We start from the raw sequence: 20,592 nt of genomic DNA on the forward strand, positions 1-20,592 counted from the left end.
CACTGGCACTGGCACTGGCACTGGCACTGGCACTGGCACGTTATTCAGCCAAGTTCCTGCGTCAACAGCACTGTGCGGTGATCGTCTCGGGTTGGACAATGCCCTCTCCATCCACGAGCGAGACGAGAAAATACCCCTCCCTCCCTGCCGCTCCATGCCTGAAGTGTCGGAACGCGAGGGTGAGCAACGGTCCGTGTTGTTCCCACACAAGGAGACACTTTTCTCCTTCACCTGTTACGTGCTCTCTGGCAGGCTGCCGTCTTCTCCTCTTCCCGTGCCCCGATATGCCTGCATAATGGCATAGTCATTTCGCTTCCGAACACCTTGTGGATCGGATAGCCCCCTCTGTTTTTCTTCTGCCTCAGGGATACTTCGTGACCAATCCGACACTCCTTGTCTCCGTTCCCTCCTGTTTTTACCCCTTCGGTGTTTCAGCAACACGCGCAGCGTGCTGCGCCGGGCTCCCCACAACGAAGGCTGTTCTGTCATGATCGCGCGGCTTCTTGTGCTCTCTCTGGGGGCGGTTGTCTGGCAGGTGACGGAAATTCTGCCAATCGGGTTGCTGACAGATATCGCCCATGGGTTGAATGTCTCGGAAGCGCAGGTGGGTATGCTGGTTACGGGCTATGCGTGGCTGGTCGCCCTGACTGCCATTCCGTTGACCATTCTGACATCCGGCATGGACCGCCGCTTTCTTGTTGCGCTGCTTCTGGCTTTGGTGGGGGCCGTAAACCTGCTCTCAGCCATGGTGCCCAGTTACACCCTCATGGCACTGCTGCGCATTGTGCTGGCGCTGGGGCATGGCGTGTTCTGGTCCATTATTTCCGGTCTGGCCGTCAGGCTCGCGCCCGAACTCCCCATTGCGCGCGCAACGGCCATCGCTTTTACGGGCGTTGCCGTTGCATTTGCGGGCGGTATTCCTCTGGCCTCCGCCATCGGGCACTGGATTGGCTGGCGCGCCGCCTTTTCCCTCAGCGGGGTTCTGGGCGTGGTGGTGCTGGCGGCTGCACTGGTGTTGTTGCCGCCGCTCCCCAGTGCCAAGCGACATATTGATATCCGCCACCTGATACGCCAGCCCGTATTGCGCTACATCGCCCTGCTGACTGCCTGCGCCGTCACTGCCCATTTTACCGCCTACACTTACGTGGTGCCGCTACTGCAAACGCTGGCGCACGCGCCATCAGTCCAGATTCCGCTCATGCTAGTGGTATTTGGCGGAGCCGGTATTCTGGGTAACTGGGTTGGCGGGCGGCTCCCCTTCTCTGCCGGGCGGACAGTCGGGTTCTCCCTGATCGGCCTTGTGGCCAGCTTCGGGCTGCTGGTGCTTTCCGCTCAGTTCAATGCCGTGACCTGGGTTGATCTGACCCTGTGGGGCATGGTTTCCGCCCTTATGAATCTCGGTCTGCAAAGTTACGCACTGGAACTGGCCCCCAGCCAGCACGAAGCGGCCTCGTCATTTTGCGTCACGGGCTTTAACGCCGGTATTGGCACAGGCGCGCTGGTAGGAGGCATGGTGCTTTCTGGTGGCGGGGCCATAGCGGTTATGGTCTGTGGAGCCGTGCTGGCCTGCGTGGCCTGGGTTGTGCTGCAAAAAAAGCCGCAGCGCCAAGCCGCTTCCTCCTGAACTCGTCCATAAAAAAGGCTCCTGCATGGAGCCTTTTTTACGCACAGCCTGATGGCTCGGGGCAATCAGAGCTTATTCCTTATCAATATCCCGCTTGGGCAGCAGAGCAGGCACAAACACCAACGTTGCCAGCAACGTGCAGCCCAGAGAGAGCAGCAACAGCCGCCCCATGCTGGCCGTGCCAGGGTGATGGGAAAGTGCCAGAGAGCCAAACGCGGTGCCTGTTGTCAGGGCAGAGAACAGAACAGCGCGCGCAGTGGGAGACGCCAGCGGGTGCTGCACACCATCCCGCCAGTTCATGACGAAATAGATGTTGAAAGACACCCCAACGCCCAACAGCAGCGGCAGGGCGATGATGTTGGCAAAGTTCAGTGTTTCCGGCAGCAGCACAATCAGGATCACCGTCATGAGGGCGGAAAGCATCAGCGGGGCCAGCACCAGCGCCATATCCCGGATACGGCGCAGAGCCAGAAAGAGGATCAGCGCGATCATGACAATGGCGGCAGCCGCGGCCTGTTCAAACGCCCGCACGATAGAGCGCGCGCTCTCCACAATATCCACGGCTGTCCCGGCAATATCGGGTGCTTCCTTTTGCAGGGATGTCACAAACTTGCGGAGCGCCCCACTGTTGGACATCACACCATTGGGGTGCACTTCCACCAGCGCACGGCCATCGGGCAGCAGGTAATCATCCGCCAGTTCAGGCGGCACGTCTTTCACCGTGACCGGCTTTGCCTGAAGCATCACGCGCAACTGGTCCAGTTCCTGCGGCAGGAAGCGCACCAGCGCCGTGTTGGCATCCTGCACAATCTGGTCAGATGACGTGGCCAGTTTCGCCAAAGCCGCCTGAATACGACGGAGCGGGTCCTGCTGCGGCAGTTTATCCAGAATACCGCCAAGAGCCGTGGCCGTGTTCTGCGCGGCATCCCGCAACGCCTGCGCATCTGGCGCTGGTTTGGGAGACGGCACAATCAGGGTGGGCAGCAAGACCGTCGCGGCGTCCTGAATCAGGGCGAGTTTTTCATCCTGCTTTTCCGGCACGAAGGAGCCCAGCCACATGGCATCATGCACGCCGGGCACTGCGGAAAGACGCGCAGCCTGCGCCTTGGCTTCATCCAGAGATTTCACCAGCAGTTCTGCACTGTAAGGCGAAGACTGCGGGTTTGTCATAAGCAGATGCAGCGCCTTCATACCCTCGGAATTGGGGTTCTTGGTGTGCAGCGGGTCACCATCAAATTGCAGGCGCGGCACAAGGGCCAGCCCTGCCACAGCTACGGCACCAAAAATACCCAGCAGAATCTTGCGGTGATGGCGAATTTTCACATCCACCGGCTGCATGAAGGCATAGCCCATGCTCGGGCAATCCAGCGGTGGGTGAAAGATTTTCAGCAAGGCCGGAAGAAGGCTGGTGGTGCAAACAAATGCCACCATCATGCCAATACCCGCAATTAGCCCAAGCTGGGCCACGCCCAGAAAAGCGGTGGGCGTAAAGGCCAAAAACCCGGCGGATGTCGCCAGCGCAGCCACCAGAATCTGGTGCCCGGTTTCATCACCCGTTTCGGCCAGCGCGGCCAGAATACCCTGCTCGCTTTCTCCATTCTGGTGCTGGGCCCGGAACCGGACCGAGAACTGAATGGCAAAATCCACCGCTATCCCGACAAATAGAATGGCGAACGCGACCGAGATCAGATTAAGCGTGCCCACCGCCACGGCGGCAAAGCCGGTGGTCAGCAGCAGCCCCACAACCAGCGTGACCACAATAGGCAGCACCACGCGCCAGGAATGCACGGCCAGCGTCAGCCATAACGTCACCAGAGCCAGAGACCCCAGTAACCCCGCCACCATGCCTTCGGCCACGGTGGCAAATTCCTCATCATCAAGCTGCACCTGGCCGGTGAGATGCACCTTTACATGGCCGTTGCGCACAAACTCCAGAGACTGCGCCGCCTTGCTCATGGCATCCGCCGCTGCACCACCCGGCTGGAAGGAGCCGTAATCCAGCTTGGGCTTGGTAATGACAAACTGGTAACGCCCGGCAAGATCAGAAAGCTTGCCACCCAGCAGATGCTCCCAGGAGAGAAGCTGAGGCTGGCCTGCCGCCGCTTTTTCCATGTTGTCCGCAAAGCCGGAAAGCGCGGTCTGAAAGCCACCCAGATCCGCCTGCCCCTGCTTCACGCCCTCGGCGATAAGGGAAAGGGTGCCAAACAACCCACGGGCAGAGGGGTCCTGCGCCAGAGCGGACAGGAAGGGCTGGGCCGTAATGGTGTCATTCAACACCTGGGAAAGCGGCTGCGGGTCCAGAAACATCAGGCCGTTGCGCACCAGATACGGGTTTGCATCCGGTCGCTCGGCAAAGTTGAAGTGGGTGTGGTCGGCTGCAAGCCGCTCCGCCAGCAGGCGGGCGGTCTCACGCCCTTCCTCCGGCAGGTCGGCCTCAATCTCCGCAACCAGAAGGTTTTCCTTCTGCGGAAACAGCCGCCCCATTTCATCAGACCGCTGTTTCCACTCCAGCCGGTCAGAGAGCATCTTGCTGGTATCTGTGGTGACCCCCAGAAAATTCATGCCCGCAAAAACGGCACCACCCGAGAGAATGAAGAACAGGGCGACCACAGCGTAAGCGTGACGGGCGCAGAATGTAATGAAACGACCTATGGGTGCGGAGAGCATAGCTGGCGATCAGTTCCCAAAAATTCACGGCGCAAGGCCAAAAGCTGTTTTCGTTTGGCCCAACCGCCCCGCTTCATGCAAGGGATGATGTCAAAAGCAGGCACGTCCCGCGTTACAGACCAGAACGGGAAAGAGGATTTTTACCCACAGACTGAGCGCAGGATGCGGGCCGTTCGGCCCCTTGTGCGGGGGTATCCCACCTGTGTTCAAGCACCTGCCACAGGCAAAGGGACGGCACACCCCATGCAATTTCTCGCACACGTTTGATCAGGGAAAGCGCAATGGCGACGGGAGGCGCCACGCCAAACAGGCTGCCCACCAGAATATAGCCGCCTTCAGAAACACCAAGGGCGCCGGGCACGGCAAAGCCTGCGGATTTTGCGGCCTCACCCACGCCCTCAATCACGAAGCCAACGGCCAGAGAGCGGTCATGACCCAGAAAATGCAGAATCAGGCACACTTCCACCGCGCCCAGCGCCCACGCCAGATACTGAAGGATCAAAGCAGAAACGGCGTTCCGCTTGACCTTGTAAAGGCCGAGCACTTCCTGATGCAGCCCGCGTATGCCATCCACACCGTTCCAGCCAAGATGCCCCGCGATTTTCACCAGCAGCACCTCAACAAACGCCACGGCCCCCAACCACTGGCTGGCGAACACCGCCAGCCCGATGGCCAGCGCCACCAGCGCGCTTTCCAGCAGTTCATCCGTCACATGGGAGCGTTTGACCAGAAACAGCAGCAGGCCCAGCCCCACGAAGGTGAATAATACCTGACTGAGCAGTTCGAGCGTGAGATCACAAATGGTCGCGGCGGCAGCCTTGCGCGTGCCAAGCCCGCGTTTGGCGAGCAGACGGCTGGACCACACTTCCCCACCCACCTGCGCGACTGGCAGAAGATTGTTGATTCCCTCCCGCACGCAGCGGAGGGCAAAATAGTCCTGCCAGGAGAGGGATGCGCCATGTTTATGGCCCGCAATGGTGCGCCATGCCTGCGCGGAAAGCGCGACCTGAATTGTGTGAAAAACTATGGCGGCCAGCACACCCCAGCCGCCTGTTACCATCAGGGAAAGGATGGAACGAGCGCCGAACTGCATCAGCATCCAGACAGTCAGCCCCAGTCCCAGAAGACCTGCGATGACGGTAACCCGCTTCATTCTTCCCCCTGCTTTTTCAGGACCGCGCGTTCACGCAGCAGCCCTGTTCTGATCAGACCTTAATCTGACGCAGCAAAGCAAGTGACTCCACACACGCAGCGGCCGCTTCACGTCCTTTGTTATGAATGTCATCGCGGGAGCGAAGTTCCGCCTGCTCATCGGTATAGGTGGTCAACACCCCAAACGCGATGGGCACTTCCGTCGCCAGAGAAGCCTGCATCAGGCCCATGGTGGTGCCCAGACTGATGAACTCAAAATGCGCCGTATCACCCTTGATCACGCAACCAAGGCAGATCACGCCTTCATACCGACCAGATTTTGCCAGTGTCTGCGCCAGAAGCGGCATCTCGAACGCGCCGGGGGCTGCAAAAATATCGTTCTCACCTACGGTAATATTGTGCTCGGCCAGCCACGCAATGGCGCCATCGCGCAAGCCGCCCGTCACGTCCTCATTAAAGCGGCTGACAATCAGGGCCAGACGCGGGGCGGGAACCAGATTGAGGTCCGGCAGAGAAACCGGAATCCGTGTGCTCATAAAATCATCCTTGCTTTGCAGACAGTCTCAAATTCAGGCGGCCGGTTCAGACCGCCGCGCTGACCGTGGCGTCACTCACGGAAAAGTTACTCAGCCGATGCCCCATGCGCTGCCGCTTGGCATTCAGGTAAGCCCGGTTGAAGGGGTTAACAGGTGTTTCCAGTCCGATTCTCTTGCGCACCATGAACCCACGCGCTTCAAGCGCGCGCACCTTGTCCGGATTGTTGGTGAGCAGATCAAGCTGCCCCACGCCCAGATCACGCAGAATGGCGGCGGCGGATGTCCAGTCTCGCACATCGGTTGCAAAACCCAGCTTGTGGTTGGCATCCACCGTATCAAGCCCGGCGTCCTGAAGTTCGTAGGCGCGAATCTTGTTTACAAGCCCAATGCCCCGGCCTTCGTGCCCACGCACGTAAACCAGCACTCCGGTTTCCGCCTGCCCTATGGCTTTCAGGGCTGCGTGCAACTGCGTGCCGCAATCACACCGCAAGGACCCCAGCGCATCGCCCGTCACGCATTCGGAATGCAGCCTTACCAACGGCACAGCACCGGGTGCTGCGGGGTTGCCCTTTACCAGCGCCACGTGCTCCACATCCTGCGCATCTCGGAACGCATGGATCACCAGATCTTCCCCGCCATAAGCGCTGGGCAGCGAGGCTTCCGCCAGATCAACCAGCGTTTCTTCCGGTGAAGAGGCAGGTTCCGCGTCCGTTACATCAGAAGCCAGAGGCGTCAGCCCATGGGCGCTGATCCATCGCACCAGCTCGGCAATGGAGATAATGGGCATGTCATGCTTGCGGGCATACACTTCCAATTCAGGACGGCGAGCCATGGTGCCGTCCTCATTCAGAATCTCGCAGATCACGGACGCAGGGCGCAGCCCCGCCAGCTTGAGCAGATCAAGCGAGCCCTCCGTATGGCCAATCCGTTCCAGCACACCGCCGGGGGCAGCACGCAGCGGAAAGATATGGCCCGGTGTCGCCAGATCAGCCGGGGTTGCGGTTTCAGACGCTGCAACCTGCACCGTATGGGAACGGTCTGCAGCGGAAATACCGGTGGAAACCCCTTCCCGCGCCTCGATTGACACCGTAAAGGCCGTGTGGTGGCGGGCAGTGTTGTCGCGCACCATCATGGGCAGCCCCAGCCGCTCCACCTGCTGCGGTGTAAGAGGCAGACACACCAGCCCCCGCGCATGGGTGATCATGAAGTTCATGGCCTCGGGCGTCATGAACTCGGCGGCCATCACCAGATCGCCTTCATTCTCACGGTCTTCATCGTCCGTCATGATAACCATGCGTCCGGCCCGCAGGGCTTCAACCGCCCGTGCCAGCGCCGCAGAGGGAAGAGCAGGCACCACAGCCGCCCCTTTCACTTTGTCTGGCATAGAACCTCCACGTATTTTGCAATCACATCCACTTCCACGTTCACGGCATCTCCTACGGAAAGGGTGCCAAGCGTGGTGTGGGTCCAGGTATGGGGGATGATCATCAGCGCAATAGGAAATACGCCGTCTTTCACGTCCCCAATCTCGTTCAGGGTCAGGCTGATACCATCCAGTGTGATGGAGCCTTTTTCCACCATGTAGCGGCGCAGGTTTTCCGGCACCTCAAACACCACGCGGCGGGCATCGCCCGAGGGCGTACACTCGGCAAACCGCGCTGTGCCATCCACATGCCCTTGCACAATATGGCCTGAAAGCCGGGTGGCAGGGGTTACGGCGCGTTCCAGATTGACACGGCTGCCAGCCTTGAGCGCCCCAAGGGTGGAGCGGTCCAGCGTTTCACTGCTGATAAAGAACTGCGCCACGCCGGTTGCCGCAGGTTCAACTGCTGTCAGGCACACGCCATTCACGGCAATACTTTCGCCTTCAGCAATATCTGTGAGCCCCGTATCCACTTCCACCATCAGGGATTTGTCTCCCGGTTCGGCTTTCAGAACATGGCCAAGAGATTCAACTATTCCGGAAAACATGCTTGCTCCTGCGTGCACCGAGCCCACTCCGGAAACAGAGCAAGCGGTGTGACATCATGACGGGTTGAAACGGTGTAATGGTCCACCCCGGCGGCGTTCTGGCGAATGGTCAGCCAGTCGTCCCACAAATTCAGTTCTTTCAGGGCGGCCAGAAGTGTTGGCCCAGCCTCCACCAGCACCCACAGGGCATCTGTCTTGGCCAGCAGGGCGGGAAGATCGGCACAGGAGCGGCAGAACAGAACATCAAACTGCTTCTGCCGTTCGGCCAGCCAGTCTTCCGGTGTGTGGGCCTTCTGGCCACACACCACCAGCAGACGGCGACGGTCCGCGTAATCAGGCACATGCCGCACGGTAAAGGCAGGGTTATCCGCCATAACAGTGCCCGTGCCTGTCACCACGCCATCCGTAGCGCGGCGCAGCACATGCGCGAATTTCAGAGATTCGGGAGAAGTGAAGGTTGTCTGCCCTTCAGGCGGCACCATTGTGCCAGCACTGTTCACGGCCTGTTTGACCGTAATCCACGGTCTGCCTTCCGTCATTTTACAGGCAAACGGCGCAAGCAAAGCCTTGCACAGAGCAAACAGGGCAACCCCGTTCGTGCTTTGGGCCAACCAGTGCACGGTAACGCCCGCTTCTGTCAGGCGCGCTCCGCCACCGCCCGCAACGGTGGGGTTGGGATCTTCACTGCCGATCCATACGGTTTTCACAGGAGACTCAAGCAAGGCTTCCGTGCAGGGGCGTGTGCGTCCGATATGATTACACGGCTCAAGCGTGACCACGGCTGTCCGCACACGGTCAAACACACCAGCCTGCTTTGCCTGTTCCAGTGCAAGACGTTCAGCGTGCAGACCACCCGCCTTGTGGTGGGCCGCAGCGCTCAGCACCTCGCCTTCCGCATCCAGCAGCGCGCACCCTACGGCGGGGTTAGGCGCTGTCTGCCCGATAAAGCGAGAAGCCTCCGCTACAGCCGTACGGAAAGCCTGCCCGATCTGCTCAGGCACAAACACTGGCGCAAAGTGCGAAGGATTTTCCTGCAACGCCCTGTCTCCATTATCTGCCTTGATCACACCAGACAGACTCAGGGCATACAGCGGCTTTCACCGCCTGCCGCCTTCCATACAGAAAGGGCAGACGCCGCCATCGTTCTCTCTCATCCGGACTATCACCGTCGGCTCCGGAATTACACCGGATCTGCTGACCCTGCCGTAGCAGGCGCTCGCGGGCTTATGGCAGGCTAACCTGACCACTTACCGCCGGTAGGGAATTGCACCCTGCCCTGAGAACGTCATACCCGCCAGAAAAGCGGATACAATTCGTATGATGGGGATAATACGCTCAGCATGCAAGAGAGAAATACATCACGCTTTTGAGCGAGCCTTTAGCGTGCTTCTCCAACCCTCTGCACCGGCTGGGTTTTGCCGCCCGTGCCCACGCTCTGCAATCTTGTAAAATGTTTCGGTTTATTTATGATTGAACCCATAGCACGCTTCTCTACAAGACCGACCGAGGCCCGCATGATCTCCGTTACCATTCTTCCTGCAAAACCGATCATAAAAGTCTGTATATGAGCCTTCCTGCCGGGAGTTTTGCAGCCTCAACACCTTGTTGTGCCGCAATAAACTTACACAGCCTGCTTTTTCCGGTCCTTGTCCCGCTGGTCCATTCCGCCTGATCTGGATACCATGGGGCCAAGACCCGGCCCCTCTCCGCATTCTATGGAACCACCCATGACCAAACCCAATATGGCAGGCCAACCGCCCTCGCGCTCAACAGAAGAAAGTTCTGGCGTGGCCGGGTGGATTGACCGCCGCCTGCCTGTCATCAGTGGTTTCAGGGCGGAGTATATTGATTTCCGCATGCCGAAGAATCTGAACGGCCTGTGGAACTTCGGTGCGATTCTCACGGTCGTTCTGCTGCTTATGCTGGCAACCGGCACCTTTCTGGCCATGCACTTCATTCCCACCGCAGCAGAAGCCTTTCTTTCTGTTGAGGCCATAGACCGGCAGTTGCCCGGTGGGTGGATGCTGCGCAGCATGCATATGGTCGGGGCCAACCTGTTTCTGGCAGCACTCTATATCCATCTGTTTCGTGGGCTGTATTACGGCTCCTACAAGGCCCCGCGTGAAATTCTGTGGATCAGCGGTCTCGTTCTGATGGTGCTGGTCATGGCCACGGCTTTTGCCGGTTACGTGCTGCCATGGGGGCAGATGTCCTTCTGGGGTGCAGATGTCATCAGCAAGGCCGTCGGCGCGGTGCCGGTTATTGGCAACACGCTGGAACATATTCTGGCGGGCAGTGACCAGTTGGGCGATATTTTTCTGCACCGCTTTTTTGTCATTCACTTCATTCTGGCATTTCTGGTTGTTGCCGTGGTGGGGGTGCACGTTGTGGCAGTTCATGTGGCGGGCTCCAACAACCCACTGGGCATAGAGCCCAAAACCCCCAAAGATACCGTGCCTTTTCATCCATACTTCACCAGCAAGGATCTGGTGGGGCTGGTGCTCTTCGCTCTGGTGTTTGCTCTGCTGATGTTCTTCTGGCCCGGCCTGCTGACTGAACCAGACAATTACGCCCCGGCAGACCCCATGCACACCCCGGCGGATATCGAGCCGGAATGGTACTTCCTGCCTTTTTATGGCATGTTGCAGTCCGTGCCGTCCAAGTTTGGCGGCCTGCTGGCTGCGGCTGGCTCCCTGCTGATTCTTTTTGCCCTGCCATGGCTGGACCGTTCCCCCGTGCGGTCCATGCGCTTCCGGCCTCTTTGCCGCGTCGGCCTGCTGGGGCTGGTCGTGGCGTTTGTGCTGCTGGCGCTGGTCGGCAAACACCACGCTCAGGGAAGCTGGATGGCGCTTGGGCGCGTATCTCTGCTCTATTATTTTGGCTATTTTCTTGTGCTCCTCCCCTTGGCACCGCGTCTGGAAAAAACACGCACCTTGCCTGCCTCCATTTCCGCTGCGCAGGGAGACGCCTGAATGTCTGTTCGCGCATTTTTAGGGGGCGCATGCCTGCTCTCGGGGCTGTTTCTGGCAACACCTGAGCAAACCGCTCTGGCCCAAACACCCTCTGCTCCGGCTTCTTCCCCGACGGCTGCACCGGCAGAACCCGCAGCCCCGCCACATCAGAAATGGAGCTTTGACGGAGCGTTCGGGCAGTTTGATCAGGCCAGCCTGCAACGTGGCTTTCTGGTGTATGACCATGTGTGTTCCACCTGCCATGGCATGCGCAGCCTGACCTATAATGATCTGGCGGGCATCGGCCTGAGCTCCAAAGCCATTTCAGACCTTGCGCATAGCAAGCAGTTCCCCGGGCCGGTAGATGAAGATGGGCAGCCGACAACCCGCCCCGGCACGCCGGATGACCACTTCAAATCCCCTTTCCCGAGTGAAGCCGCTGCGGCTGCCATGATGGGCGGCGTGGCCCCGCCTGATCAGTCCCGCCTTGCCCTGATCAAGCCCCACGGGGCAGACTGGCTTTACGCGTTCCTGACCGGCTACCGCATGCCGCCACCGCCCGGCGCGCCCATGGTGCCCGGCAAGTTCTACAATGAATGGGCTGACGGCCACCTGATTGGTATGCCCCCGCCCTTGGTGGAAGGCGGCGTGAGCTTTCCAGATGGCACCAAGGCCACGGTTGACCAGCAGGCCCGCGATGTTTCAACTTTTCTGGTCTGGGCTGCTGACCCACACCGCAATGCACGCCACCATATTGGCAAAGGGGTTGTGCTTTACCTGATTGTTCTGCTTCTGCTGGTCATTGCATGGAAGAAGAAAATCTGGAACCGCCGGGACGGACACTGAGAGATGGAAAACACCCCCCCTACACCGCAGGACACGCCTGAAACGGATACCCCCGAACAGGCACCCGGCCGCCGTGATTTTCTGGGCATGGTCACCATTGCCGGGACCGTTACGGGCGTTGCCGCGTGCTCCATCCCGTTTGTAGAAAGTCTGACACCGCAGGACAGCGCCTCCGCCCATCTTCCGGTGGATGTGGACCTCTCCAAACTGGCCCCCGGCCAGCAGACCACCGTGGTCTGGCAGGGCAAGCCCGTGTTCATTCTGCACCGCACGCCAGAAGACATTACCAAACTACAGGACGCCACGCTGACAGACCGCCTGCGGGACGGTGACTCGCATGATCTGCAACAGCCTGCCTATGCCAAAAACTGGCATCGGTCGCTCACGCCTGAATACGGGGTGTATGTAGGAATCTGCACCCATCTGGGGTGTGTGCCGTCCTACGCCCCGGCTCCCGGTGGCGCGCCGCCTGACGCCAAAACCACCCCGGCGGGTGGCTACGCCTGCCCGTGCCATGGCTCAAAATTCGATCTGGCTGGCCGCGTGTTCAAAGGCGCACCTGCCCCCTATAACCTGCCGGTGCCGCCCTATTTCATGCCCACCCCCACCACCATCCGGCTGGGTGAGAACCCCAAAGGGCAAGACTTCGACTTCTCAACCATCGTGCAGATCTAAATAACAAAACTCACCCCGTCAGCACCGCGCTGATAGTCTGGCAGGGGTGGGTGCGTTGTTCATCGACCTGATTGAGGCATCCCATTTTAGCACTGAGGTGCCATTGATTTTCTGGCCTCGGTGCACTAGGCACCGGAGCGCTTGGCGTCCCTTTTCCGCCTTCAGATTTTTAGCGATTATGCGGAAAAGCGGTCAGGGCTGATCAGGCTATCTTTTAGCGGCAGAATGCGTTGATTTTTCGTTCCGACACCGCCCACGGTGTCTTCATATCCACCGCTTCAACCTCAAAACCTCCATCTTCCCCGCAAGTGCTGATTTTCAACCAGCCCATTCGTCTGAGCCGGTTCTCCTCTTGCGTTAAAACCCTGGGATGCATGGCCGAACTCTTGCGGTGCTTCCTATCCAGAGCAGCTCCGTTTGCCTGATCCAGCAATGAGGCCGCCTTTCCTGTTTCTATGCCTCAGTGCACTTTGGCATGCCATGCGGTGACAGCATCCAGCGTGTTAGTAACATGCGTTTCCGGGTCCTGACTGGTATAGCTCAGCAGAATCTGGCCATCCGGCGCAATCACATAGGATGTACGGTCGGAGTGCAGAAAGGTGCCCTGCGTGCTAAGTGATTTGTACAGACCGGCCACTTTCGCGCCAGGATCGGCCAGCACTGCAAACTTGTTTCTGCACTCATCCTTTGAGAAATCAGCAACACGGTCCACATTCCCCGCTGTCACCCCCACAACGGTTGCGCCCTGTTTGGTAAAGGTATCCGTTGCCTCGGCAAATGCATGCGCTTCCAGCGTGCATCCTTGGGTGAAAGCCGCCGGAAAGAAATAAAGCACCACGGGGCCTTTTTTCAGCGCATCCTTGAGAGAGAACGTCAGCGGTTTTCCGCCAAGCGCGCCCTGAAGCGTAAAATCAGGCGCTGCCGCACCTTCCGCCAGCGCCGCATGAGCGGAATGCGCCCCCACAAACGGCACAGCGCTAATGCACAGGCCTATCGCCGCTACAGCAGCACAGGACTGCCTCATCACTGCACGCATTACTTTGTTTTTCATCATGCTTTTAACCATCCGGTTCGAGTCATGAGGCATCATGAGCCTAAACGGTACAATTCAACAATGCGCATCTTGATCACCCCCTGCCCGACGCTGGCAGCCACCCACCTTTCCCTCACCGCATATCAAGACATTCAGAAGGCCCAGACTGCATCACAGTTAAACCACAGCATGTTGTTGGTGCCGTTTGTCACCACCGGGTTCTGCACCGTTCCAGCCTGATTGAAAGGCCGCGTACCATTGAGCGATTTATCCAGCCTGATTTCCGGCCGCAATGTCAGTTTGCCCAGCCCCAGATTTCTGTTGATGAAGTCCGGACGGTAAGAAGCCCCAACCGTCAACTCCCCATACGTGGTGGGGGGCGCGTTGTAATACGGGTAAGGCCGGTTGCTCAAAGAATGTGTGTAGGACATGAAACTGGCATATTCGCTGACAGTCCCACCCGTATTATCCCGGAAAACCTCGCCGCGCAGATTGAACGTCAGCCATGGTTTGATATCCCACGCCAGATAGCTGGTGACCCCATACACGTCATCCCGTGTGGCGTTATCATGCAGATAGGTGCCGTCCACCGTAACGCTGAGCTTATCATTCACATGATAGGTGGCCATGATATCCCCATTATACTGCATGAGGTGATTGGCATCAGAACCAAGGCCCGCGCTGGTCCAGCCGTCGGGGGATGTCACGGCCCGCCCGTTGTTCCCTTCCGGCCCGAACCGCCCCATAGCGTGAATATCAAGCTTGCCATCCAGCAGATGGTTGAAGGCAAAGCCAAAATACCCTTTGGGTTTGTTATTGTTGCCTGCCGCGCTAAAGGTAGTGGAATTTCCGGCATCCACGCCCAGAATCCAGTCCACATGCTTGCTGAGATGCATGGTGGCCACAATGCCCACTGTCTGGAAGGGCACAATATAATCAGAAGCGTAATTGAAGGTATAGAAAGGCCGGGCCAGCGCGGGCGTGCCTTCTGCGCCCACCAGGCCGTACATCTGGCCCACCTGCACATCAATGCCGTGTTTGAAAATCCAGGGAAGATGCACGTCCACATGGGCCTGTGTGGGTGCCCACTGATACAACCCTGTAATAGCACCATCGCCCATGCCGATTGTAGGATCAAACCGTGCATCGGAGCCGTACATGGCCTCCAGCACAAACCCTATGCCATATCCGCCACCAACGTCCGTTACCGGATGGGAGAGTGATCCCATAATCTGGTTCATTGTAACGGTATTGGCGCGATCATTATAATACTGGCCAAAGTTTCGGCCTGACCGTGTCCATGGGTTGCCGGTAATTCCGGCTTCAATGGAAAGGTGTCCTTCCAGTCCATCCCAATAAGATGCTGCATGCCCCGGCCTGGGATGAAAGAGATTGCCAATATGGGGCTTGTCCTGCTGTGTCGCGGCAACAGGAGCCGCCTGCTCTGTCTGAACACTTTTAGGTGACAGGGGCAGGTGCTTTTCCGCAGGCGCTACTGCCGCAGGTGATATGGGCTGAGGCGACTGTCGGGGTTGCAGTCCCCTCTTTCCGGCACGGGCAGCGGAAGGATACAGGTGCGCGCGTGCGGGATGCGTCAGGGCCGAACGGGATTGAGGCGGATGCGCAAGCGATGATCTGGCATGCCCCTGCGGCATGCTACCCGTTATCATTACGCTCCCCAGAGCCACACCTGCCAGCCAGCTTTTATGCACCATTGGTCCGCATCATTTCTTGTTCTTTTTGAGCCCGACCTCCCACGCCGGTCCGCCGGGCTCCTTGCCGCGTTCATGCGGCCATTTCATGGCGCACGGAAGTAAATCATTTGCCTCTCCGTACACCGCAGCCGTTAACCGCTTTCACATCTTGTAGCTCTCTACACGCATCTTTCAGAGGGGCCTGATCACACATCTGCCATGCCCCTCCCCACAGCACCTTCTGCCACAAAGCGCGCCTGTGCCACCTCACACCCAGAGTATGATATGACTTTTCATTAAGGCCGATTATCAAACAGAACGAAGGAAGCCATTGTGGCCCCCATGCCGATGGCCACGCCAGTAGCCACCGCTTCTGGTTCATGGAGAAAAGACTATGGCTAATACTATTGTTGTTTATCATTCTGGCTATGGCCACACCCGCCGGGTGGCGGAACATGTCGCCAAAGGAGCCAATGCGGAACTTGTCGCCATCAATGAACACGGGGATCTGACGGAAGCAGACTGGGCCAAGCTGAATGCTGCCCACGCCATTATCTTCGGCGCACCAACCTACATGGGAAACGCAAGCTGGCAGTTCAAAAAATTTGCTGATGCCTCCTCCAAAATCTGGTTCACCCGTGGGTGGGAAAACAAGATTTTCGGTGGTTTCACCAACAGCGCCAGCCTGAATGGCGATAAAGGCTGCACTCTGGCATGGCTGAGCACGCTGGCCGCACAGCATGGTGGTATCTGGGTCAGTCTGGGCCTGTTGCCCAGCAACACCAAGGAAGCCAAACGCACGGATCTCAACAATCTGGGTGGCTCCGTCGGGCTGCTTGTGCAGAGCCCGGCAGATGCCAGCGTGGATGAAATTCCGCAGGGGGATTTGGATACAGCCGTCCATTATGGCAAGCGCGTTGCAGACGTAGCAGCCCGCTTCTCCCCCGCCTAACGTTCCCTCTTGTCAGCAGACGCCCCATGATACGGGGCGTCCTGTTTTTTTGAGTCTCGTTGTTTTCAGCCCCTTGCATCCGATAACAGTTTCAGGCGTTTCAGCCAGAGTTACGGAAACAGATCACACCGTTCCTTACGGTGCCCTTGCAAGGATAACTGGTCATGAAGAACACAGCATTCCGTGCCTGTTTTATTGCGAGCCTTCTGGTTATGGGCATGCCTGCCCCGCTGTGGGCCACCGGCAGAATGAGCCGCCTGCCCCATAAGCCTTTTGCCCAGTCCGGTGCCGCACCGCGTGCTCTCCCCCCAGCGCCAAATACCCCGCGGACTCCCACCTCCAGAACAGCCACGCCACCCCCGCGCTATTCAGATGGAACGGGCAATGAACTGGTTGACCGGCTCAATAATGCCCAGTTGAACCAGAACTATCGTGGCCCGTATTACTATCCCGGCCAACCTGTTCCCCCTTTTCAGGCTACCGCTCCTAATCGGCTCCCTGCTTTCAGCGCCACGCCTCCTTCTGCCACACCAAGCCTCCAACGGCCTGCGCCACCACAGCCTCCGTCAACCCTGCCTGCCTCCAAGGGAACGCCTTTCCGATAAAAAGCCCCCCGCGTATCAGAGCGTTACAGAAAGCGCCCCGAACTGACCTCCAGACATGAGGGTAAACTTACGTAGTTTACCGACCGTTTTCTGTGTGAATAACTGCCATGCTCTCGCCACCGCTGTGATTTCGGGCTGCATGATCCCATCTCTAAAGCAGAGTTGAGTCCGAACAGGACAAGACCTGAAAAAGAGAGACATCATGCCGCACGATAAAGCCCCACACGAAACGAGTTCATTATACCATCTGGCAGAGCGCACCCTTGCGCAGCCCAAACTGGCCACCAAAGCAGAGGTGCTGGAACTGGCGACATTTGTGCTGAAAGGCGGCGAACACGCCTCTGACGTGGAACGTGAAATTGCCAAAAAAGCGCAGCATAATCCCGAAGGTGTGACAGCAGCAGAATTGCAGGGACTGGCAACAAAAGTACTGGCAGGCCGTAAATGAGCCATCCATCCCACACTCCCCCGGCGCTGTCTTCCCTTCAGAAAGAACTGGACGATCTGCAACGCAAAATTGCTGAGGCAGAAAAGAATGAGCCCAACCATGTAAGTGCTCTGCGCAAACGCGAACGTGAGGTTTCGGAAGAAATTACCCGTCTTTCCCGCTAGGAAAAGCATTGCTGCCATGTAAGGCCCACCCACCCGGTATGGGCAGGCAATCTTCCGTGCCGGGGCGGAATGGGCTAGAAACGCAGAGTTGTTTCTGTTTTCCGCTTTGGTAGGCGCAGTGCCTATTTTGCGCTGCGTATCGAGGCTTTTTATTTTTTGTCCGCGGCAACGTGCCCTCCTTTACGGAGGACCACACAGCCCGATTTTATAGATGAGATGAGTATAGATATGCGCTTTATTCCCCTTATGGCCATCGCCGCCAGCCTTGCCGTAACACCGGTTGCCAGTCACGCCACATCCCTGCACACGCATTGGGAACAGTACAAGGCAGGTCGGGCATTCCGCCATCTATCCAATGATGGGCAGAAAGCCTTTGGCGATATTCTCAAAGCGCGTGATCTGCTGGCTGCCGGTAACACGGATGCCGCCATCCCCGCACTGTATGATGCCAACAAGCGCCTGACCGCAGCGGGCAAGGCCAGCACCAAGTTCAAGGCAGCAGAAGCCTCTTTGCAGCCTGCCCCCCAGCATGCACCGGCATCTGGCCATGTGCCTGTCACTACGCCTACAGACTGGATTCCGGTAGGGGGTGAATTTATTGCAAGCGAAACGCTGGCTCCTGAGAAAAAGGCTGCCGTGGCCACCGCCAACAAGCAGCTTCAGGCTGGTGACACGCAGCAGGCAGCCCAGAGCATGCAGGTTGTGGGTGAAGATGTAGACTTCATTGTCGCACTGGCACCGCTGGCACAGACACAGGGCGCCCTTAACCGCGCCACTGTCTTCACGGAAGGCCGCCAGCCCAAGGAAGCACTGGATGCACTTGACCAGACACTGAACAACCTTGTCTTTGTGTCTCAGGATTTTGTGGAAACAGCTATTCCTGCCACACAGGGTGGCAAAGCGGCCTCAGCGCCGAAAGCACAGAAATAAGACTGCTCTCTCAAAGAGGTCTGATTTAACTATAAGGCCTTTTTTCAGAAAAAACAGTGTTGCAAGCGTTAAAGGCGACACCGTTGAGCCCAAAAACTCCTTCTATAGCCCCTACGGCCAAAAACTTCCGCAGCCGAACCTTACTGGGGCCTTTAGCCCGGGTGCCCGGGTTATTAAACTGGCGTGATGCAGCCTTGGCTGATACCGCCACTCCTTTTCTGAAACTCTGATAATCTCCCTTTTCAGGCTGGCTGCGGGCAACATAAATTATCAAACTTCTGCCTGAAATCTATTGTGAGCGCGACCTTCCATACCGCATCAAAAAAATCGGATGGGAGGCGCTCGTTCAGCCGCACCAGACCTATGGAGCCTGCGGAAAATCCAACCAGTCTGCGCATCTGCAATCTGCCAACGGGAGGCACCCTGAGCGGGAAAGAAGAAATAGGCAGGATGGTCGCAAACCGGCCACTCATTATTTCAGCATGGATCACTTCAAGAGACCCGGTTTCAAGACGAACAATCGGTTTGATCCCAGCCGCCTGAAAACCAGTATCCACCAGTTGCCTGCACCGCATGGTCTGACTAAGCAGCGCCAGCGGAAAATGTGCCGCGTCCTCCCAACTGATGTCACGTCCCTCCGGAAAAGCATACGCGGAGGTACCAGCCAGAACCTGTTCTTCCTCATAAAGGGAGCGAACAATAAAGGCCTGTGCCTGCGGGCACTCCTCATAATACATAATGGCGATATCAAGCTGCTTTTTGGTAAGCCGTTCAATAATATCCGCATTGGTCAGAACAGAGACATCACACGAACAATCGCCAATTTTTTCCTGAACCGCTTCCATAAGTGCTGGCACAATATGCACGGCGGTTGGAATAACCCCTATTTTGAGCGCACCGACCAGATCCTGCTTTGTCAGTGAAACTTCATTCTGCATTTCCGTAACACTGTGCAGAATATCATGTGCCCATTTCAGAATACGGGCACCTTCTACCGTAAAGCCAAACACCTTTTTCTTGCGGTCTATAATAACAACGCCCAGCTCCTCTTCCAATTGCCTTACGGCGCGGGAAAGCGCAGGCTGGGACACGTTACAGGCCACAGCCGCTTTTGAAAAACTTCTGAATTTTTCTATCTCTCGAAGATAGTAAAGCTGCTTCAGAATCATATGTACTCCGCAAAACACGCTCTACCTGAAGAGAGACGTGCCATAAATGAGACCAGCAGCCCCCGCCTTCTGCCATCAGAAAGACCAGCCCCTTACACAGCCATTACCCCCCGATGTAATGCATTTCGATTTTATCCTGCGTGTATGGTCTCTTCGGAATGGTTTTGCCCGCAGGGTGAGTAGCTCGTTCTTCGCTGTAGCGATCTGTGCGCTGGCTCCATATATGAGAGAGAACCGTGCGCAAAACCTCATCATCCCCAGCATGCCGCGGGTTACGCAGAAGCGCCCGCAAATCCGTGCCCTGCGTTGCAAAAAGACAGGTATAGAGCTTTCCATCTGAAGAAAGACGCGCCCGCGAGCAGGCACCGCAGAATGGGGCGCTGACAGAGGAAATAAACCCGATCTCCCCCGCACCATCCACATACCCATAACGGCGCGCCACCTCACCCGGATAATGAGGAGAGAGTGCCGCCACCGGCCAGATGGCGTTGATGCGCGTTAGCAATTCCTGAGAGGGCACAACATCCATCCTCTCCCACCCGTTACGGTTGCCAACATCCATGTATTCAATCAGACGGACCACACATTCTGTATTGCGAAAATGGGCAAGCAGATCAGGCACACCAGCATCATTTACGCCACGCTGCACAACAGTATTGATCTTTATATGTCCTTGAAAACCGGCCTGTTCTGCGGCTTCAATGCCTTTCATTACCGCAGCCGGGTCTCCCCTGCCACCGCTCATTCGCGCAAACACGGCGGGGTCAAGACTATCCAGACTGATAGTCACGCGCTGCAACCCTGCCTGCCGCAGTGCCTGCGCGCAACGCGGCAACAACACCCCGTTGGTTGTCAGGGCAACATCCTCAATACCCGGCACATGGACCAGACGCTCTATCAGATCAGGCAAGTCGGCACGCAACAGCGGTTCACCACCCGTCAGGCGTATTTTGGTTACACCCAGACTGGCCGCAACCCGCGCCACGCGCTCTATTTCATCAAAACCCAGCCGGTCCCTGGGGGCCAGAAACTGAAACCCTTCATGATACGTGCTCTCAGGCATGCAGTAGGAACAGCGGAAATTGCACCGATCCATAACCGATATCCGCAAATCCCTTAGCGGGCGGCCATGCCTGTCAACATCCTGTGCAATGTTGCGCACTGGCTCTCTCCTG

The 20,592-nt window shown here is 57.7% G+C and carries 21 protein-coding genes and 1 riboswitch; of the genes, 10 read left to right on the forward strand and 11 right to left on the reverse strand.

Annotated features, from left to right (window positions below; translation table 11 throughout):
• Both AD944_RS17255 and AD944_RS10520 read left to right on the forward strand, forming a co-directional pair.
• Positions 1-304, forward strand: a 304-nt coding sequence (locus AD944_RS17255) for a hypothetical protein (protein WP_211263335.1), incomplete at its 5' end; no start/stop codon positions are given.
• Positions 305-487: 183 nt separating this feature from the next.
• A complete protein-coding gene (locus AD944_RS10520) occupies positions 488-1,624 on the forward strand; it encodes an MFS transporter (protein WP_045542460.1) in 1,137 nt (378 codons plus the stop codon).
• A 72-nt stretch (positions 1,625-1,696) separates the two neighbouring features.
• Here AD944_RS10520 and AD944_RS10525 read toward each other — a convergent pair whose 3' ends face one another.
• From AD944_RS10525 to ribD, 6 genes are all read right to left on the reverse strand, one after another.
• Positions 1,697-4,291, reverse strand: coding sequence for an MMPL family transporter (locus AD944_RS10525; RefSeq protein ID WP_045542461.1), 2,595 nt, complete (start codon positions 4,289-4,291; stop codon positions 1,697-1,699).
• A gap of 112 nt (positions 4,292-4,403) precedes the next feature.
• Complete coding sequence (locus tag AD944_RS10530; RefSeq protein WP_045542462.1) at positions 4,404-5,444, reverse strand: lysylphosphatidylglycerol synthase domain-containing protein; 1,041 nt, start codon at positions 5,442-5,444, stop codon at positions 4,404-4,406.
• 52 nt (positions 5,445-5,496) lie between these two features.
• Entirely contained in the window at positions 5,497-5,979 is a 483-nt protein-coding gene (gene ribH, locus AD944_RS10535; protein WP_045542463.1) for a 6,7-dimethyl-8-ribityllumazine synthase, read from the reverse strand.
• A 46-nt stretch (positions 5,980-6,025) separates the two neighbouring features.
• A complete protein-coding gene (gene ribB, locus AD944_RS10540) occupies positions 6,026-7,333 on the reverse strand; it encodes a 3,4-dihydroxy-2-butanone-4-phosphate synthase (protein WP_082741241.1) in 1,308 nt (435 codons plus the stop codon).
• Positions 7,334-7,347: 14 nt separating this feature from the next.
• Positions 7,348-7,950, reverse strand: a complete 603-nt coding sequence (locus tag AD944_RS10545; protein ID WP_045542465.1) for a riboflavin synthase — start codon at positions 7,948-7,950, stop codon at positions 7,348-7,350.
• The gene (gene ribD / locus AD944_RS10550; protein ID WP_082741242.1) at positions 7,935-8,957 is read right to left on the reverse strand and encodes a bifunctional diaminohydroxyphosphoribosylaminopyrimidine deaminase/5-amino-6-(5-phosphoribosylamino)uracil reductase RibD; all 1,023 of its coding nucleotides are present in this window, start codon (positions 8,955-8,957) and stop codon (positions 7,935-7,937) included. Before ribD ends, AD944_RS10545 begins: the two co-directional genes overlap by 16 nt.
• A gap of 131 nt (positions 8,958-9,088) precedes the next feature.
• Positions 9,089-9,238, reverse strand: a riboswitch (FMN riboswitch).
• A gap of 439 nt (positions 9,239-9,677) precedes the next feature.
• Here ribD and AD944_RS10555 point away from each other — a divergent pair.
• From AD944_RS10555 to petA, 3 genes are read left to right on the forward strand one after another with little or no spacing between them, the layout of a single operon-like run.
• Positions 9,678-10,922, forward strand: coding sequence for a cytochrome b (locus tag AD944_RS10555; RefSeq protein WP_236709212.1), 1,245 nt, complete (start codon positions 9,678-9,680; stop codon positions 10,920-10,922).
• The gene (locus AD944_RS10560) at positions 10,923-11,747 is read left to right on the forward strand and encodes a cytochrome c1 (RefSeq protein ID WP_082741227.1); all 825 of its coding nucleotides are present in this window, start codon (positions 10,923-10,925) and stop codon (positions 11,745-11,747) included. It begins immediately after the preceding gene.
• Between the two features lie 3 nt (positions 11,748-11,750).
• The gene (petA, locus tag AD944_RS10565) at positions 11,751-12,422 is read left to right on the forward strand and encodes a ubiquinol-cytochrome c reductase iron-sulfur subunit (protein ID WP_045542466.1); all 672 of its coding nucleotides are present in this window, start codon (positions 11,751-11,753) and stop codon (positions 12,420-12,422) included.
• Positions 12,423-12,636: 214 nt separating this feature from the next.
• On the opposite strand, the gene AD944_RS16795 is transcribed toward petA, so the two are convergent.
• The 3 genes from AD944_RS16795 to AD944_RS16395 all read right to left on the reverse strand — a co-directional run bounded on the left by AD944_RS16795 (position 12,637) and on the right by AD944_RS16395 (position 15,170).
• Positions 12,637-12,855 carry a hypothetical protein gene (locus AD944_RS16795; RefSeq protein WP_145912831.1) on the reverse strand — a complete coding sequence of 73 codons (219 nt, stop codon included), beginning with the start codon at positions 12,853-12,855 and terminating at the stop codon, positions 12,637-12,639.
• A 27-nt stretch (positions 12,856-12,882) separates the two neighbouring features.
• Complete coding sequence (locus AD944_RS10570; protein WP_236709213.1) at positions 12,883-13,446, reverse strand: peroxiredoxin; 564 nt, start codon at positions 13,444-13,446, stop codon at positions 12,883-12,885.
• A gap of 161 nt (positions 13,447-13,607) precedes the next feature.
• Positions 13,608-15,170 carry an outer membrane beta-barrel protein gene (locus tag AD944_RS16395; protein ID WP_082741228.1) on the reverse strand — a complete coding sequence of 521 codons (1,563 nt, stop codon included), beginning with the start codon at positions 15,168-15,170 and terminating at the stop codon, positions 13,608-13,610.
• A gap of 373 nt (positions 15,171-15,543) precedes the next feature.
• Between AD944_RS16395 and AD944_RS10580 the strand changes: the two genes are divergently transcribed.
• The 5 genes from AD944_RS10580 (at position 15,544) to AD944_RS10595 (ending at position 18,248) form a co-directional block, all read left to right on the forward strand.
• Positions 15,544-16,101, forward strand: coding sequence for a flavodoxin family protein (locus AD944_RS10580; protein ID WP_045542467.1), 558 nt, complete (start codon positions 15,544-15,546; stop codon positions 16,099-16,101).
• 164 nt (positions 16,102-16,265) lie between these two features.
• Positions 16,266-16,706 carry a hypothetical protein gene (locus tag AD944_RS10585; RefSeq protein WP_045542468.1) on the forward strand — a complete coding sequence of 147 codons (441 nt, stop codon included), beginning with the start codon at positions 16,266-16,268 and terminating at the stop codon, positions 16,704-16,706.
• Between the two features lie 202 nt (positions 16,707-16,908).
• A complete protein-coding gene (locus tag AD944_RS10590) occupies positions 16,909-17,154 on the forward strand; it encodes a hypothetical protein (protein WP_045542469.1) in 246 nt (81 codons plus the stop codon).
• Positions 17,151-17,318 carry a hypothetical protein gene (locus AD944_RS16800; RefSeq protein WP_156477257.1) on the forward strand — a complete coding sequence of 56 codons (168 nt, stop codon included), beginning with the start codon at positions 17,151-17,153 and terminating at the stop codon, positions 17,316-17,318. The genes AD944_RS10590 and AD944_RS16800 overlap by 4 nt, the downstream gene beginning before the upstream one ends.
• A gap of 228 nt (positions 17,319-17,546) precedes the next feature.
• A complete protein-coding gene (locus AD944_RS10595) occupies positions 17,547-18,248 on the forward strand; it encodes a YfdX family protein (RefSeq protein WP_045542487.1) in 702 nt (233 codons plus the stop codon).
• Between the two features lie 242 nt (positions 18,249-18,490).
• Here AD944_RS10595 and AD944_RS10600 read toward each other — a convergent pair whose 3' ends face one another.
• On the reverse strand, positions 18,491-19,417 hold the full coding sequence (locus AD944_RS10600; protein WP_045542470.1) for a LysR family transcriptional regulator: 927 nt from the start codon (positions 19,415-19,417) through the stop codon (positions 18,491-18,493).
• A 103-nt stretch (positions 19,418-19,520) separates the two neighbouring features.
• Positions 19,521-20,579, reverse strand: a complete 1,059-nt coding sequence (gene moaA / locus AD944_RS10605; protein WP_179946482.1) for a GTP 3',8-cyclase MoaA — start codon at positions 20,577-20,579, stop codon at positions 19,521-19,523.
• Positions 20,580-20,592 lie beyond the last annotated feature (13 nt).

The sequence above is a fragment of the Acetobacter tropicalis genome (assembly GCF_001580915.1).
Taxonomy (GTDB): domain Bacteria; phylum Pseudomonadota; class Alphaproteobacteria; order Acetobacterales; family Acetobacteraceae; genus Acetobacter; species Acetobacter tropicalis.